This is a genomic window from Halomonas rhizosphaerae, from assembly GCF_030010555.1.
GTDB lineage: Bacteria > Pseudomonadota > Gammaproteobacteria > Pseudomonadales > Halomonadaceae > Halomonas > Halomonas rhizosphaerae.
Window position 1 is genome coordinate 46339 of sequence record NZ_JASCQP010000026.1, and the last position, 15799, is coordinate 62137.

The following is a 15799-nucleotide window of genomic DNA, read 5'->3' on the forward strand; positions in this document are numbered from 1 at the left end:
CGTCGAAACACGAGGCTGGATTCTACGAAACCGGGGCGGAGGCGAACAGGGATATTTTGCCGCGATTCCGGGGGGACCCGACGCCCGTCATGGCTACACTGGCAGGGAGTCTCGTTCACCCAGGAGCGTCACCCGATGGATCATCACGCCTACCGCCATGCGCTGGCCGACTGCCTCGCCGAGAGCGAGCTGCCCTTTGCCCCCGAGGAGTTCACGGCGCGTCGTCGCCGCGTGAGACAGGCCATGCAGGGAGCCGGGCTCGAGGCGCTGCTGCTGACCGACCCCGCCGACATCTTCTACCTGACCGGCTATCACACCTTCGAGGTCTCGGTGTACACCTGCCTGGTGGTCACGGCCGACCGCCTGGTTCTGCAGGTGCCCTCCATCGAGACCGGCCCGGCCGTGGTCACCGCCACGGTGGACGAGATCCTGGGCTATCGCTGGGAGGGCATCGAGGAGGTGATCGCGCCGCTGGCCGAGATCCTCGTCCCCTACCATGCCATCGGCCTGGACCTCTTCGGGGCCGGCCTGCGCTTCGGCGTGATCCGCGAACTGCAGGCACGCCTTGGCAGCGGGCGCTTCCGCGACGACGGCGGCGAGCTGCTCGACCGCATCCGCATCGTCAAGACGCCGGCGGAGCTCGAGTGCCTGCGCGAGAGCGCGCGGATCACCGCCGCCGGCCTGCGGGCGGCCATCGAGGTCATCGCGCCCGGGATCACCGACAACGACGTCGCGGCGGAGGGCAGCCGGGCGCTGCTGGCGGCCGGCAGCGAGTTCATGAGCCTGCAGCCCATCGTCACCACCGGCCGGCGCATCAGCGTCATCCACGTCAACCACAAGCGCCACGTGATCGCCGCGGACGAGCCGGTGTTCCTGGAGTTCGGCTCGGCCTTCCACCGCTATACCGCGCCGATGATGCGCACGGCCGTGGCCGGCCGGGCGAGCGCCGAGATGCAGGCGCTGCGCGATGTCTGCCGCGAGATGTTCGAGGCACTGACCGCGGCGATGCGCCCCGGCAACAGCTTCGACGATGCCGCCCGGGCCGCGGAGGCAGTGCTCGCCCCCCACGTCGACCGCGTGTTCTTCTCGGGGGTGTTCGGCTATGCGGTGGGCGCCCAGTTCCCGCCCAGCTGGGTCGAGGGCACCGGCTACATCGCCCGCGGCCAGCATCGCGAGTTCGCCGAGGACATGGTCTTCCACCTGCCGCTCTGCCTGCGCCTGCCGGGGCAGTGGGGCATCGGCCTGAGCGACACCGTGCGGGTCACGCCCGAGGGTGGTCAGCCGCTCACCGACAACGACTGGCAGCTGGCCGAGCGTCCCGGTTGAGTAGGGGATGAGGCCCGCGGCGGATATCCGCCGCGGGCCTCGTCGCCAGGGGTACTGGAGTGGCACTGGCTCAGCCGGCGAGCCGCCTCTCCAGGTAGTCGATCAGCCCCTCCAGGGTGGCGAGCTCGTGGTAGTCGCTTTCCGGCACGCTGACGCCGAGGCGCTTCTCGAGGTCGACCAGGATGTTGAGGAAGTCGAAGGAGTCGATCTCCAGCGCCTCCCGCCAGGGGCGGTCGGGGGGCAGGGCGTCGATATCGGCCTCGGGAGCCACCGCCAGGATGGCGTCGATGACGGTCTCGCGGAGGGTGTCGCGGCTCAGGTTGGCCATAGGCGCTCGGGCTCCGTCAGCAGGTCGGTGAGTCGGGTCAGGAAGCGCGCGCCGAGGGCGCCGTCGGTGACCCGGTGGTCGGCGGCCAGCGAGGCGTGAAGGCAGCGGGCGGCCACCACCTGGCCGTCGCGGACCCAGGGCCGTTCGGCGATGCGCCCGAAGCCGACCAGCGCCACCTGGGGCGGGTAGATGACGCCCTGGACGCTCTCCACGCCCAGGTCGCCCAGGTTGGTGACCGTGAGGCCGGCCGCGGTGAGCTCGGAGCTTCGCAGCCGGTCCTTTCGGGCGCGGGTCAGCAGGTCGCGCAGCGCGGCCATCATGACGTCCGGCGCGAGCCGGTCGGCGTCGTGCAGTGCCGGGGCCACCAGCCCGCCGCCGCGCAGGGCGATGGCCACTCCCAGGTGCACCCCCTCGGCCGGCTGGAAGGCATCGTCGACGAACCAGCCGTTGAGTTCCGGCACCGCCTCGAGTGCCAGCGCCACGGCGCGCAGCTGCAGCACCGGGAAGATTAGCCGCTCGGTCACCGGGCGCTCGGCGTTATGGGTCTCGAGCCAGGCCAGGGCCGGCTCCACGCAGAGGGTGTTGCCCAGGTAGTAGTGGGGGATCTCGCGCTTGGAGCGTGCCATGGCGGTGGCGATGGCCTGGCGCATGGCGGCGTGGGCGTCGGTCGTGGCGACTGCCCGGGTGGACTGGCCACCTTGGGCTGCCTGTGCCGCGCGTTCGATATCCTCCAGGGTGATGCTGCCGTCGATACCGCTGCTGTTCACGCCTGCCGGGTCGAGGCCCAGCTCGGCGGCCCGCCTGCGAGCGGCCGGGGAGATGCGCAGCCGCACGCCGGAAGATGCCACGTCCGGCGTCGCCGTCGTGGGCGGCGGCGAGAGGTCGGGTGCCCGGGGCGAAGGCGCCTGGGACGCTTCGGGGGTGGGGCGCTCGGCCGGTGTCTCCCGGCCGTCGTCCTCGGCTTTTCCGCCTTCGTCTTTTTCGCCATCGCCAAGGATCACCGCCAGCACCTCGCCCACCGGGACCTTCTGGCCTTCCTCCGCCACCAGCCGCTCCACGGTGCCGGCCTCCCAGATCTCCACGTCGATAGCCCCCTTCTGGGTCTCGACCACGCAGACGATCTGCCCGCGCTCGACCCGTTCGCCGGGCCGGATGTTCCACTCGACCAGGGTGCCACTCTCCATGTCGGCGCCCAGCGAGGGCATGCGGAACTCGCTCATGGGTGCGTCTCTCCTGCGGGCCTTGCCATCATCCGAGCAGCCGGTGGACGGCGGCGACGATGTCCTCGACCTGGGGGATCGCCGCATCCTCGAGGTGCCTGGCGTAGGGGATCGGCACCTCCTGGGTGCAGACCCGCACCGGCGGGGCATCCAGCTCGAAGAAGGCCTGCTCGTTGATGCGGGTGATGATCTCGGCCGACAGGCTGCCGCTGCGCCAGCCCTCGTCGATCACCACCACCCGGTGGGTCTTCGCCACGCTGGCCATGATCGCCGCGTCGTCCAGTGGACGCAGGGTGCGCAGGTCGAGCACCTCGGTGTCGATGCCCTCTGCGGCCAGTTGGTCGGCGGCCGCCAGCGTCTTGTGCAGCATGCCGCCGTAGGTGATCAGGCTGACCTGGCCGCCCTCGCGGCGGATCGCGGCATGGTCGAGTTCCATGGGGCGTGGCTCGCCCTCGACCGTCCCCTCGACGTTCAGCAGCAGGGCGTGCTCGAAGATCAACACCGGGTCGGGGTCCTCCAGGGCGGCGAGCAGCATGCCGCGGGCGTCCTCGTGGGTCGCCGGGGCGACGATGCGCAGTCCCGGGATATGGGCATACCAGCCCTCCAGGCTGTGGGAGTGCTGGGCGGCGAGCTGGCGGCCGCCGCCGGTGGTCATGCGGATCACCAGCGGCACGTTGAGCTGTCCACCGGACATGTGCCTCAGGGTGGCGGCATTGTTGATAATCTGGTCGAGGGCCAGCAGGCTGAAGTTTACCGTCATGATCTCGACGATGGGGCGCATGCCGTTGAGCGCCGCGCCGATGCCGGCCCCGGTGAAGGTCGACTCGGAGAGCGGGGTGTCGCGGATGCGCGCCTCGCCGAATTCCTCCAGCAGGCCGTGGCTGACCGCATAGGTGCCGCCGTAGCGGCCCACGTCCTCGCCCATCAGGAAGACCCGCTCGTCGTCGGCCAGCGCCGCACGCAGCCCCTGGCGCAGGGCCTCGCGGTAGGCGATCGTCTGCGTGGTCATGGCCGCACCTCCCGGGCATAGACGTCGCGGCAGAGATGCTCCACCGGCTCCCAGGTACCCGCCTCGGCGAAGGCCACGGCAGCGTCGACCTCCTCGGCCACCTCGCGCTCGACCTCGTCGCGCACCGTGGCGGCGAGCAGCCCGCAGGCCACCGCGTCCCGGGCGAAGGTCTCGACGGGGCAGCGCTGCCTCCATCGCTCAACCTCCGCCTTGTCGCGGTAGTGCTCGGGGTCGAACATCGAGTGGGCGCGGAAGCGGTAGGTGCGGTACTCGAGGAACATCGGTCCCTGTCCCGCGCGCACCCGGTCGACCGCCGCCTCGGTGGCCCGGGCTACCGCCACCACGTCCATGCCGTCCACCGACTCGCTGGGCAGGCGGTAGGCGGCGGCCTTGGCGGCGAGGTCGACCTGGGACTGGTGGCGCTCGAGCGCGGTGCCCATGGCGTAGCGGTTGTTCTCGCACAGGAAGAGCACCGGCAGCTGCCATAGGGTGGCGAGGTTGAGCGACTCGTGGAACTCCCCCTCGGCCACGGCGCCGTCGCCAAAGAAGCAGGCGGTGACGCTGTCGCGACCGGCCAGCCGGTCGGCCAGGGCATAGCCCACCGCCAGCGGCAGGGCGCCCCCCACGATGGCGCTGCCGCCGATGAAGCGCCACTCGACGTCGAACAGGTGCATGGAGCCGCCGCGGCCGCGGCTGCAGCCCTCCTGCTTGCCGAACATCTCGGCCATGATCGCCCCGGCAGGGATGCCGCGGGCCAGGGCATGGCCGTGCTCTCGGTAGGTGGCCAGCACCGTGTCCCGCTCGGCCAGCGCCGGCATGGCGCCGGCGGCGATCGCCTCCTCGCCGATGTAGAGGTGCAGGAAGCCGCGGATCTTGCCGGCGCTGTAGAGCTCCGCGCACTTCTCCTCGAAGCGACGGATGCGGATCATCTGCCACATCAGCGCCCGAGCCCGGTCGGGGTCATCCAGGCCGGCCGCGCCGATGGCGGGTGAGGCGTCGGGGCCTTCCTGGGGAGGCGAAGCGGTCATCGGGAGGTCTCCAGGGTCGAGGTGTCACCCTCCGGCAGGCCCAGTTCCCGGGCCTTGAGCAGGCGACGCATGATCTTGCCGCTGCGGGTCCTGGGCAGCGAGGCCTGGATCTCGATCTCCTTGGGTGCCACCGCCGGGCCAAGGCGCTTGCGGGCGAAGCCGAGCAGTTCGCGGCGCAGCGCCTCGTCGGGCGCATGGCCCGGCTTCAGGGCCACGAAGGCCTTGACGATCTCGCCGATCACCGGGTCGGGCTTGCCGATCACCCCGACCTCGGCCACCGCCGGGTGCTCCATCAGCGCCGATTCCACCTCGAAGGGGCCGATCAGGTGGCCGGCGGACTTGATCATGTCGTCGACGCGGCCCACGAACCAGAAGTAGCCCTCGGGGTCGCGGCGGGCCAGATCGCCGGTGAGGTACCAGTCGCCGACGAAACAGCGCCGGTAGCGCGCCTCCTCGTGCAGGTAGGTGCGGAACATCGAGGGCCAGCCGACGCGCAGGGCGAGCTCGCCCTCCTCGTCGTGGTGGGTCACCCGCTCGACGCCGCCGTCGGGCAGGTGGCGCAGCACGGCGGCCTCGATGCCGGGCAGCGGCTTGCCCATGGCGCCGGGGCGGATGTCCATGCAGGCGAAGTTGGCGATCATGATGCCGCCCGTCTCGGTCTGCCACCAGTTGTCGTGGATCGGCAGCCCGAAGGCCTCCACGCCCCAGTGCACGGCCTGGGGGTTGAGCGGCTCGCCGACGCTGGCGATGAAGCGCAGCGAGGGATAGGCGCGGGTACGGGCCCGCTCCGAGCCGCCCTTCATCATCATCCGCACCGCGGTGGGGGCGGTGTACCAGACGCTGATCGCCTCCTCGTCGAGGATCCGGTACCAGCGCTCGGCGTCGAACTCCGCCTCGTCGACGACCAGGGTGGCACCGAGGGAGAGCGGGGCGATGATGCCGTAGGAGGTGCCGGTCACCCAGCCGGGGTCGGCCGTGCACCAGAAGACATCGCCCGCGCGCAGGTCGAGGGCGAAGCGGGCGGTGGCGTGGTGGGCGACCACCGCCTGGTGGACGTGGAGCGCCCCCTTGGGCGTGCCGGTGGTGCCGCTGGTGAAGTGCAGCAGGGCCGGCTGCTCGGGATCCGTGGCCGGGATCGCATAGTCGGGCGAGGCCGCCTCGAGCAACGGGCCGAGCTCCCGGGTGCCCTCGGGCAACGCCAGGTCGTCGTCGCGGACCACCAGCACGTGCTCGAGGCTCACTAGCCGGTCGCGGATCGGGGCCACCTTGCGACGGTAGAGGCTGGTGGTGGTCACCAGCACCCGCCCCTCGCCGAGCGTCATCCGCGTCGCGATGGGCTCGGGGCCGAAGGCGGAGAACAGCGGGGTGACCACGGCACCGTGCTTCAGTGCCCCGAGCACCGCCAGGTAGAGCTCGGGAATACGTCCGGCGAGCAGGAAGACGCCAGCCCCGTGGGCCACACCCAACGCATCGAGCACGTTGGCGAAGCGGGCGCTGAGCTCGGCCAGCTCACGGTAGCGGATCTCGCGTCGGGCCCCCGCCTTGCCGAGCCAGCGGATCGCGGTGCGCTCGCCGGTCTCGCCGGTGGCGTGGCGATCCACCGCCTCATGGGCGATGTTCAACCCGCCTTCGCCGGGCAGGCCGTCGAGCCAGGTCCGCGCCTCGTCCCAGGAGAAGCCGGCACAGGCCGACGGGTAATCGGCCAGTACCGCCTCCCGGGCCTCGCGGCGGCTCTTGCGGAGTATCTCCATGCGCGGCGACCTCGTGGCGTCATGTCTCCCCAGCATAGTCCCCGGGCATGGCTCCGCCCGCCTTCCCTGGCCTCGGCTTGATCCGGGACAAGCGCCGCACGGATCGCATGGCCGGTGGCGAGGGAACAGCTATAACTACACTGAAGGCAGGGGAGGGGCATGCCCCTCTCGTCGCGTCCCGGTGCCGTCCGGTGCCGGTCAGTCCATACCCTGCAGTGGAGGGTGTCATGACACAGACCGTTACGGCTGCCTATGGCAGCATCGACAAGGCCGCCAACGCCTTCGACGAGCTGATTTCCGAGGGCTTTCCCCGGGAGAAGCTGTACCTCGACAAGGAGACCAACGAGGTCAAGGTGATCGTCCCCGAAACGTCGCAGCCGGAGGCGGAAGAGATCCTCAATCGCCACGGACCCGACGAGGTCAGGGCCCTGCCCTTCGAGGACACCTAGACGGCCGAGTCCCCCCGGCGCCGGGGAGCATTGCCCGGCGCTGAGGTTAGAGGCTAGGCGATGAGTACCCTTTTCATCAGCCACAGCAGTCACGATGCCTCGTCGGCGAGGGAGATGGCGGCCTGGCTGCAGCAGCAGGGGCACCACTCCTTCTTTCTGGACTTTGATCCCGAACTCGGCATTCCTCCCGGGCGCGACTGGGAGGCCGAGCTTTACCGGCACCTGCGCGCCTGCCAGGCACTGATCGTGCTGTGCAGCGAGTCGGCCATGACCTCCTGCTGGTGCCTCGCCGAGCTGAGCCATGCCCGCGCCCTCGGCAAGCGGATCTTCCCGGTGCGCATCGCGCCCTGCACCCTGCGTCCTCAGCTGGCCGAGCTGCAGGTGATCGACCTGACCAGGGAGCCCGAGCTGGGCTACCAGCGGCTGGGCCGTGAACTGACCAGCGTGTTCGACTGGGATCGCAGTCGCCCTCCCTACCCCGGCCTGATGGCCTTCCAGGAGGTGGATGCCGCCATCTTCTTCGGCCGTGACGCCGAGATCCAGCAGTCGATGGACCGTCTCCATCAGCTGCGCGACTTCGGCGGGCCGCGTCTGCTGCTGTTTCTGGGGGCGTCGGGCAGCGGCAAGTCGTCGCTGGTACGTGCTGGCCTCATGCCTCGGTTGCGAAACGTTCCCGATGCCTGGACGGTGATCGGCCCGATTCGCCCCCGCGACCGGCCCCTGGACGAGCTGGCGGTGCAGCTCGAGCACGGACTGACCGCGGCCGGGGTGGAGGTCGGGACACTGCCGGCACTGGCGACCCTGACCGAGGCGGATCCCCGCGCCTTGAGCGAGCTGCAGCACGCGCTGCGACGATTTCCCGGCAGGGCCCACTCGACCCTGGTGCTGGTCATCGACCAGCTCGAGGAGCTGTTGTCGAGCTCGGCCCAGGCCGAGCAGTTCATGCGCATCGTACGCCCCGTGCTGCAGGACACCAGTGCTCCCGTGCTGTGTATCGCCACCCTGCGCTCGGACTTCCTCGGCGCCCTCCAGGAGCATCCCGCCTGGCGTGACCTCTCCCTGGTTCCGGTGACCGTGGAGCCGCTGTCGGTGGAGGGGTTCTCGGCGGTCATCGAGGGGCCGGCGGAGCTCGCCGGGCTCGAGCTCGAGCCCGGTCTGGTCCGGGCGATGGTGGCGGATACCGCCACCCAGGATGCCTTGCCGCTGCTGGCCTTCACCCTGCGCGAACTCTGGGAAACGGGAGGGGCCGACGGACGCCTCACCCTGGCCGAGTACCGGGACCGTCTTGGCGGCTTGCACGGCTCGGTGGCCAAGGCCGCCGAGGCGGTGCTCGCCGCCGCCGCGCCCTCCCGTGAGCAGCGGCGGGCCCTGCGAGCGGCCCTGTTCGATCTGGTTCGGCTGGACGAGGAGGGACGCTTCACGCGGCAGGTGGTGCCCTGGGCGACGCTGCCCGCCTCGAGCCATCCTCTGCTCGAGCGTTTCGTCCAGGCTCGCCTACTGATTGCCGGCAGCGATCACGGGGTGCGTACCCTGGAGGTCGCCCATGAGGCGCTGTTCCGGGTCTGGCGTCGGCTCAACCGCTGGCTGGAGGCCAATCGAGGGGCGCTGCGGACGCGGGATGCACTGCGTCGCGCCGCCCGCGAGTGGGAGGCGGCCGGACGCCCCGGCGAGCTGCTGGTCCACCGGGGCAGTCGCCTGGAAGGCGCCCTGGCGCTCACCACGGCGGCCTCCTTCACCCTCGATGACATCGAGGTCCGCTACCTCCAGGCGTGCCGCCGGCGGGAGCGGCTGAAGCGTGCCTGGATCACCGCGGCCTGGCTCTCCCTGCTGTCGGCGGTCGTCGGTCTGTCCTGGCTGGCCTGGTCGTTGCACCAGCAGGAGCGGTTCACCCGGCAGGGGCTGGCCGACCTGCACTGGGCCAATGGGGTGAGCGCCCGCGACCGTGATGCGCGCCCTCTCAAGGCGAGCCACCACTTCATGCAGGTCGCGGAGCTGGCGCTGGACCCGCAGCGCGGCGCGAGCGCTTACTGGGCCGGCACCTGGCCGGGGAGCGGGCCTCGGCTGGCGGGCGCGGCGGATCTGGGGCCAGTTCTGCTGATGGCCGACTTCGAGGCCGGCGACGTCGCCGGGGACGCCGTGCGCCTGTGGAGTGGCGCCGGCGCCAGCCAGGTCTGGTCCTGGGACGATGCTGCCGCGACGCCCGCCCTGTCTGCGGGGCGACGTTGGATACAGACCTTTTCCCCGGGAGGGCAGCGCTGGGCGCACCGGTTCGTCCTCCATGGCGACAACGGTCAGGCCGAGATTCGCGACCGGCGCAGCGGTGCCCTGCTGGCCGAACTTCCGCCGGCGGTGGACAGGGTGTGGATCGGCGGCACCGACGAGACCACGGCGGTGACCACGACCCCGGCCGGCGACACCCGGGTCTGGAACCTGGCCAGTGGCCAATCGCTGCGGGGCTGGCGCGATGCCGCCGGCCTCGCCGGCGTGGCCATCTCGCCGGATGGGGCGCGCCTGTTGATCTGGACCCGAGGCGGGGAGGCCGTGGTCTGGCACGTCGATGACGCCAGGGTCGAGGCGCGCCATGGAGGTGATGTCGTCGGCGGGGCGCTCGGACGCCGGCCGCACGAGGTCGTGCTCTGGAACCACAATGGCCGGCTGTGGCTGCCCGGGATGTCGGACTTCGCGCCGGCCGCGGCCGAGGGGGGGCGCTGCAGCCCGAGGGCCATCGGGGCCCGGTTCCTCGACGCCCAGCGTCGCCTGCTGGTCTGGAACCATGGCGCCTGCGGCACCGCGCGACTGTGGGATCTCGAGGGCCAGCGCTCCGTCGGCACGGTGATCCGGCACAAGGACGAGCTCGACCCTCCCGTGCTGCAGGGGGGGCGCCTCGTCACCTGGAGCTCGGCAAGTGGGCCTGCCCGCCTCTGGGACACAGGGACCGGCGAGCCGGTGGCGACCCTCGACGGCCCCGTGGCCGGTGCTCGCTTCTTCCGCGATGATGCCCTGCTGACCTGGGGCGGGAGCGACGTCCGGCTCTGGTCGAGCCACGACGGCGAGTCGCTGGGGCTGCCGATACGGCATGCGTCGCGGGTCAGGGAGGCCTTCATCAGCGAGGACGGACAGCGCCTGCTCAGCTGGGGAGGCGATGGCAGCCTGCGCCTCTGGCAGCTGCCTTCCCGCCGGACCGCGAAGATGCTGCAGTTACCGGCGGTCGTGCTCGATGCCACGCTGGTGGCGGGCGAGGAGACGGTGAGGGCCGTCACCCTGGACGGGCGGCTGCACGTCTGGCCGACGGCCATCGACGCGGCGCCGGAGGAACGCCCGCTTGATCCGAAGGCCGTGTATGCCGCATTTGCCCCCGGCGGGCACCGCCTCCTGACCGCGGGTGCCGATGGCGAGGTGCGCCTCTGGAGCTGGGAGGAGGGGGACTTCCGTGCGCTGGCCGCGCCCGGCGGGACACGGGGTGAAGATCCGCTGGCCGGCGTGGCGTGGAGTCCCGACGCCGACCGGCTGCTGTTCTGGGGCACCCAGGGCTGTACCGCCTGGCTGTGGCGGGTCGGCAGTGCTCGCACGGTGGCGATCGCGCACGGCGACGACGTGGAATGCCGCCTGCGTGGCGCGGCCTTCGCAGGTGGCCAGGGGCTGCTGACCTGGGGGGAGGATCGCCGCCTGGGGCTGTGGGACCTCGGGTCACCGGCGCCGCCGGCGCCCCTCGTCGAGGGCGTGCTGGTCCGCCATGCCGAGCTCGATGGCGAACGGCTGCTGGTCGCCAGCGACGATGGTGTCGTGCGCCTCGTTGCCTGGCCGGACATCGGCAACGACGAGATGGCCTTCCCTCACGAGGACGTCCAGGGAGCCCGGCGGCACGCCGGAACCGACAGGCTGCTGAGCTGGGGAGGCGCAACTGTGCGGATCTGGGAGGCCGACAGCAGCACCCTGCTCGCGTCCCTGGCCCACGATGGCGACGTCGCCGGCGCCGCGTTCACGCCCGACGGGGAACGGGTCCTCAGCTGGCAGCGCCGAGGCGGCCTGCGGCTCTGGGACACGATCAGCGGGCATCCGCTGACACCCGCCTTGCAGGGCGCGGGCCACTCTCCGCCGGCGATCGATGTCGACTTCACGGCGAGGGAGCATCGATTGCTGGTCACCTCGGGCGAGCGTGTCACCCTCTGGCAGCTGCCGCCGGTGGTGGCGCCGCCGCAACGGCCGGCCCTGCGTCAGCAGCGATCGACCGGTACCCGGCTCACCTCGACGGGGGAGGTGGAGGTGCTGTCCGCAGCGGCCTGGCGGGGACTCTCGACCGAGCTCGCACCACCCGATGACTGACGGCCGGCGGACCCGGGGGCGGTCCCTCAGGGCGAGACGTCGACACGCGAGTCCGACCAGACGGTGAGCCAGCCGCGTGTCGGTGCCCAGGCGCGAATCTTCAGGCGATGCGTTCCCGCGGAGATTCGCTGTCCGGCGTCGCGCCCATCCCACTGTTGCGGTTCGATACTGCGTCCGGCGCTCACCCCGCCGTCGATAGGCTCCTCGTCGACGAAGAAGTGGCGCTCGCCGTCCTCGGCCGGTTCCACGCGCATGAAGTCGGCCATGACACTGGGGAAGTCGGAGCGCGAGAAGAACCGATAGGAGGCCTGCTCGCGAGCCTGGGCTCGAATCAGACGCGGCAGGAACGTCACCTCCTCGATGGCCACCGAGCCCACGGCGCGGGGGCCGCAGCCGAGGGCAAGCACGCGGAACGAGGGGGCGGTCTGCTTGCCGCTCGAGTCGGTGGCGGTCACGGCGATGGCGGCGGGGCGCTCGCTGTCGCCGAAGGCCGGCGGCAGCTGGAACTGCAGGCGATGGTGGCCCGTCTCGTACGCTCCAAAGGGGAAGCGCAGGGTGTAGATATCGGGTACCCCCCGGGCACTGATGCGCAGGGTGACGATGACCGGCTCGTCATGGGCGAAGTCCAGCACGAATGGCCAATTACCCTGCACCAGGCCGATGGCCGCGAAGGCGCTGGTGTTGTATATGGGGGCGAACTCCGGACCCTGCTGCTGCAGGTTCACCTGCTTGTCGCGCTCGTCCGCGGTGGGTCGCTTCGCAGCCTGACGGCGCTCCCGCAGCCAGCGAACCAGCAGCACCGTCGCCGCGGTGCCGGCCACGATCGCCGGTACCGTCCAGTCGCTGCCGCCACCCCCTCCCGAGTCCCTGGTGGTGTCCGGTTCATCCTGAGGGATGATGTCGTCGGGAGAGACGTCGTCCTGGCTGCTGCTGTCGTCGGGGATGGTGGGAAGGCGTTGGCCGGTCCAGTCCTGCGCCGTGGCCAGCGGTGAGACAGCCAGCGCGGCAGCAAGCAGGCAGGCGAGAAATCGCGTCCACCGGTGATGTCCCGTGTTGATGGTCATGAGCACACACCTAGACGGTGGACCATGCCTGGTCGTCGGGGCGTCGGCAGGCCGTACCCTCGGTGCGGCGTGGCTCGCCGTCGACCACGACCTGCATCTCGAAGTGGCGACACTGCTGGTCACCCTTTGCGAAGGGGGACTGCGGCGTCATGGTGTAAACGTTGCCGGTCTCCGGGTTGCTCCAGCTGCGTGACTCGCCGGCCGGCGTCTCGTCGAGGACCGTACTCATTTCCTGGCGGTCCTCGCAGGTCATTCGCGCGCCGATTTCCCGGCCGATCCAGGCCCCGAGTCCGGCACCCACGACGGTGGCGGCGGTTCGCCCGGTCCCACTGCCCAGCTGTGAGCCGATGACGCCACCGATGACGGCGCCAAGCCCGGTGCTGATTCCTTCGCAACGGCTGGAGTCGACCGTCTGGCAACCGCCGAGCAGCAGGCTCAGCAGCATGATGAACACCACGCGCAAGGGAGTTGACAGGGAAAGTGCCATGGCGGCCTCCCGTGGGGTGGCGGGCCTTCTGCGCGACGACTCGCCACCGTGATCACCGAAGCCTGACTGGAATGCCGGGGGCCGGCCTCATGCCCCTGTCAGCAGTATTGCACTCCCCTCGCACTTGCTCCATGTCGGATATGCCGGGCTGCTATCTTTGTCTTCAGGGGTGCCGTCGTACCCCATGGGCAGGGGCGATGGCCAACGGAGGCGAGGTGGACGATCCCGATATCACCGGTGGCGTCGATGCACCGGGCGCCGAAGGTTCCCAGGCCGACGCTGCCCTGCGCGAGCGCGCCGAGTGGCAACGCCTGGAAGACCAGCTCGCCTGGTATGGACAGCGCAGTCGACACTGTCGGCGTTGGCACAAGCGCCTGCGCGTGCTGCAGGTGGCCTTCGCCGCTACCATCCCGGTGCTCTCGATGGCCGATTCGCCGCTCGCCCGCTGGCTGACGGCAGTGCTCGGGGCCTCGATCGCGGTTCTCGAGGCCACCGAGCAGATCAACCAGTTCGGGCCGCTGTGGATCCAGTACCGTGGCACGGCCGAGCACCTGAAGCACGAGAAGTTCCTGCTGCTCGCCGGCGCGGGACCCTATCGTGATCTGGATCGCGCCGAGGCATTACGCCTGCTCGCGGAACGGGTGGAGGAGCGGGTGTCCAGCGAGCATGCCCGCTGGGTGCGTACCGCCGAGAAGAGCGTCGCTCTCCGCAAGGACGGCAAGCCGCTCTAGGCGCCTGTCGGACTTAACGCTGATCTGCTGCGGCATCCGGTCTTTCGGCCAATTTCATTCGGTCTGATTTGTTAAATAGCGGGCTATTCGCCTCATCAGATCGATAAACTTGTCTCGAAATCCGAATCTCTCGCGACGATCGGTCCAATCCGACAGGCTCCCAGGGGCGTCGTCCCGGGGGCCACACCCGCTACCACCACCGGTGATGCCATGTTCCACTTTTTCGAAGACCTGGTGGACCCTTACCCCTCCGGCGAGACCGGCACGCCGCCCCGTGGGCTCTTGCCCTTCATCCTGCATTTTTCCCGGCCGGTGCTGGGTCTGCTGGTCGCCATGTCGCTTGTCACGGCGCTGGTCTCGGCCGCGGAGGTGCTGTTCTTCCACTACATGGGGGAACTGGTCGACTGGCTGGCGAGTGCCGAGCGCGCGGGCTTCCTGGCCGAGTACGGCTGGCGGCTGGCGGGGATGGCGGCGCTGGTCGTCGTCGGCCTGCCGCTGCTGACGCTGCTGCAGGCGCTGCTGACCCACCAGAGCATCTTCGGCAACTACCCGATGATCGGTCGCTGGCTGGCACATCGCCACATGCTCGGCCAGAGCCTGGCCTTCTATCAGGACGAGTTCGCCGGCCGGGTCTCCCAGAAGGTGATGCAGACGGCGCTGGCGATCCGCGAGACGGTGATGAAGCTGATGGACCTGATGGTCTACGTGATCATCTACTTCGCCGGCGCCATGCTGCTGATGGGCAGTGCCGAGCCCTGGCTGATGCTGCCCCTGGTGCTCTGGCTGGCCGGCTATATCGCCATCATGTGGGGCTTCGTCCCGCGACTGCGGGCGGTCTCCATGGCGCAGGCCGACGCCCGGGCGCTGATGACCGGGCGCATCGTCGACAGCTACAGCAACATCCAGACCATCAAGCTGTTCGCCGACACCCGTCGCGAACAGGCCTACGCCCGCGACGCCATGGAGGCGTTCATGGTCACCGTGCACCGCCAGATGCGTCTGGCCACCGGCCTTACCGTGAGCCTGACCCTGCTCAACTCGCTGCTGCTGGCCGGCACCGCCGCCATGGCCATCGGCGCCTGGTATCTGGAGGCGGTGTCGCTGGGCGTCATCGCCGTGGCCATCGCCCTGGTGATGCGCATCCGCTTCATGTCCAACTGGATCCTCTGGGAGGTGGCGAGCCTGTTCGAGAACATCGGCACGGTGCAGGACGGTATCAACACCATCGCCCGCGAACCCGCGGTCAGCGACCGGCCCGGCGCCGTCGAGCTGGCGGTGCCTCGCGGCGAGATCCGCTTCGAGGCGCTGCGCTTCGGCTATGCCCGCCCCGACGGCGAGGGCGTGCGCGTGTTCGACGGCCTGGACCTGACCATCGCCCCCGGCGAGAAGGTGGGGTTGATCGGTCGCTCGGGGGCCGGTAAGTCGACGCTCGCCAACCTCTTGCTGCGCTTCTACGATCTGGAGGGCGGCCGCATCCTGATCGACGGCCAGGATATCGCCGCGGTCACCCAGGAGTCGCTGCGGCGCAACATCGGCATGGTGACCCAGGACACCTCGCTGCTGCACCGCTCGGTGCGCGACAACATTCGCTACGGCAGTCCCGAGGCCAGCGAGGCGGCCATCCTCGAGGCGGTGCGCCGCGCCCATGCCGACACCTTCATCGATGCACTGGTCGACTCTCAGGGCCGCCGCGGCCTGGACGCCCATGTCGGCGAGCGCGGCGTCAAGCTCTCCGGCGGCCAGCGCCAGCGCATCGCCATCGCCCGCGTGCTGCTCAAGGACGCGCCGATCCTGGTGCTGGACGAGGCCACCTCGGCGCTGGATTCCGAGGTGGAGGCGGCGATCCAGGAGCAGCTCTATGCGCTCATGGAAGGCAAGACGGTGATCGCCATCGCTCACCGCCTCTCGACCATCGCCATGCTCGACCGCCTGGTGGTGATCGACGAGGGGCGCATCATCGAGGGCGGCACCCATCGCGAGCTGCTAGCCCGGGACGGCCTCTATGCCGCCCTATGGCGCCGTCAGTCCGGCGGATTCCTGGGGCTCGATATCCGCGACGCGGCGACGGCAGGTGAGTGAGCGG

The 15799-nt window shown here is 70.3% G+C and carries 12 protein-coding genes; 5 read left to right on the top strand and 7 right to left on the bottom strand.

The genetic code is table 11. From position 1 onward, the window contains the following. Positions 1-135 precede the first annotated feature (135 nt). Positions 136-1326 carry a M24 family metallopeptidase gene (locus QLQ83_RS10330; protein WP_282735446.1) on the top strand — a complete coding sequence of 397 codons (1191 nt, stop codon included), beginning with the start codon at positions 136-138 and terminating at the stop codon, positions 1324-1326. A 70-nt stretch (positions 1327-1396) separates the two neighbouring features. On the opposite strand, the gene QLQ83_RS10335 is transcribed toward QLQ83_RS10330, so the two are convergent. From QLQ83_RS10335 to acsA, 5 genes are read right to left on the bottom strand one after another with little or no spacing between them, the layout of a single operon-like run. Next, positions 1397-1654: an acyl carrier protein gene (locus QLQ83_RS10335; RefSeq protein WP_282735447.1), complete on the bottom strand. Its 258-nt coding sequence runs from the start codon at positions 1652-1654 to the stop codon at positions 1397-1399. Further along, positions 1642-2874 (bottom strand): dihydrolipoamide acetyltransferase family protein, encoded by a 1233-nt coding sequence (locus tag QLQ83_RS10340; RefSeq protein ID WP_282735448.1) that lies wholly within the window; start codon positions 2872-2874, stop codon positions 1642-1644. The genes QLQ83_RS10335 and QLQ83_RS10340 overlap by 13 nt, the downstream gene beginning before the upstream one ends. Positions 2875-2902: 28 nt before the next feature. Beyond that, positions 2903-3883: an alpha-ketoacid dehydrogenase subunit beta gene (locus QLQ83_RS10345; protein WP_282735449.1), complete on the bottom strand. Its 981-nt coding sequence runs from the start codon at positions 3881-3883 to the stop codon at positions 2903-2905. Then, the gene (gene pdhA / locus QLQ83_RS10350) at positions 3880-4911 is read right to left on the bottom strand and encodes a pyruvate dehydrogenase (acetyl-transferring) E1 component subunit alpha (RefSeq protein ID WP_282735450.1); all 1032 of its coding nucleotides are present in this window, start codon (positions 4909-4911) and stop codon (positions 3880-3882) included. Before pdhA ends, QLQ83_RS10345 begins: the two co-directional genes overlap by 4 nt. Continuing rightward, positions 4908-6662 carry an acetate--CoA ligase gene (gene acsA, locus QLQ83_RS10355; RefSeq protein ID WP_282735451.1) on the bottom strand — a complete coding sequence of 585 codons (1755 nt, stop codon included), beginning with the start codon at positions 6660-6662 and terminating at the stop codon, positions 4908-4910. The genes pdhA and acsA overlap by 4 nt, the downstream gene beginning before the upstream one ends. A gap of 227 nt (positions 6663-6889) precedes the next feature. Between acsA and QLQ83_RS10360 the strand changes: the two genes are divergently transcribed. Continuing rightward, positions 6890-7111 carry a hypothetical protein gene (locus QLQ83_RS10360; protein ID WP_282735452.1) on the top strand — a complete coding sequence of 74 codons (222 nt, stop codon included), beginning with the start codon at positions 6890-6892 and terminating at the stop codon, positions 7109-7111. Positions 7112-7171: 60 nt separating this feature from the next. Then, positions 7172-11434 carry an nSTAND1 domain-containing NTPase gene (locus QLQ83_RS10365; RefSeq protein ID WP_282735453.1) on the top strand — a complete coding sequence of 1421 codons (4263 nt, stop codon included), beginning with the start codon at positions 7172-7174 and terminating at the stop codon, positions 11432-11434. A gap of 26 nt (positions 11435-11460) precedes the next feature. Here QLQ83_RS10365 and QLQ83_RS10370 read toward each other — a convergent pair whose 3' ends face one another. Together QLQ83_RS10370 and QLQ83_RS10375 are read right to left on the bottom strand one after the other, a co-directional pair. Next, positions 11461-12498 carry a hypothetical protein gene (locus QLQ83_RS10370; protein ID WP_282735454.1) on the bottom strand — a complete coding sequence of 346 codons (1038 nt, stop codon included), beginning with the start codon at positions 12496-12498 and terminating at the stop codon, positions 11461-11463. 10 nt (positions 12499-12508) lie between these two features. Continuing rightward, complete coding sequence (locus QLQ83_RS10375) at positions 12509-12985, bottom strand: glycine zipper 2TM domain-containing protein (protein ID WP_282735455.1); 477 nt, start codon at positions 12983-12985, stop codon at positions 12509-12511. A gap of 215 nt (positions 12986-13200) precedes the next feature. Here QLQ83_RS10375 and QLQ83_RS10380 point away from each other — a divergent pair, with 215 nt between their 5' ends. Together QLQ83_RS10380 and QLQ83_RS10385 are read left to right on the top strand one after the other, a co-directional pair. Further along, positions 13201-13716: a DUF4231 domain-containing protein gene (locus QLQ83_RS10380; protein ID WP_282735456.1), complete on the top strand. Its 516-nt coding sequence runs from the start codon at positions 13201-13203 to the stop codon at positions 13714-13716. Between the two features lie 210 nt (positions 13717-13926). Beyond that, positions 13927-15795: an ABC transporter ATP-binding protein gene (locus tag QLQ83_RS10385; protein WP_282735457.1), complete on the top strand. Its 1869-nt coding sequence runs from the start codon at positions 13927-13929 to the stop codon at positions 15793-15795. The last annotated feature ends 4 nt before the right edge of the window (positions 15796-15799 follow it).

Coding starts and splice junctions, on each gene's coding strand:
- QLQ83_RS10340 (WP_282735448.1), bottom strand. CDS start 2,874: ATGAGCGAGTTCCGCATGCCCTCGCTGGGCGCCGACATGGAGAGTGGC.
- acsA (WP_282735451.1), bottom strand. CDS start 6,662: ATGGAGATACTCCGCAAGAGCCGCCGCGAGGCCCGGGAGGCGGTACTG.
- pdhA (WP_282735450.1), bottom strand. CDS start 4,911: ATGACCGCTTCGCCTCCCCAGGAAGGCCCCGACGCCTCACCCGCCATC.
- QLQ83_RS10330 (WP_282735446.1), top strand. CDS start 136: ATGGATCATCACGCCTACCGCCATGCGCTGGCCGACTGCCTCGCCGAG.
- QLQ83_RS10360 (WP_282735452.1), top strand. CDS start 6,890: ATGACACAGACCGTTACGGCTGCCTATGGCAGCATCGACAAGGCCGCC.
- QLQ83_RS10335 (WP_282735447.1), bottom strand. CDS start 1,654: ATGGCCAACCTGAGCCGCGACACCCTCCGCGAGACCGTCATCGACGCC.
- QLQ83_RS10365 (WP_282735453.1), top strand. CDS start 7,172: ATGAGTACCCTTTTCATCAGCCACAGCAGTCACGATGCCTCGTCGGCG.
- QLQ83_RS10385 (WP_282735457.1), top strand. CDS start 13,927: ATGTTCCACTTTTTCGAAGACCTGGTGGACCCTTACCCCTCCGGCGAG.
- QLQ83_RS10345 (WP_282735449.1), bottom strand. CDS start 3,883: ATGACCACGCAGACGATCGCCTACCGCGAGGCCCTGCGCCAGGGGCTG.
- QLQ83_RS10370 (WP_282735454.1), bottom strand. CDS start 12,498: ATGACCATCAACACGGGACATCACCGGTGGACGCGATTTCTCGCCTGC.
- QLQ83_RS10375 (WP_282735455.1), bottom strand. CDS start 12,985: ATGGCACTTTCCCTGTCAACTCCCTTGCGCGTGGTGTTCATCATGCTG.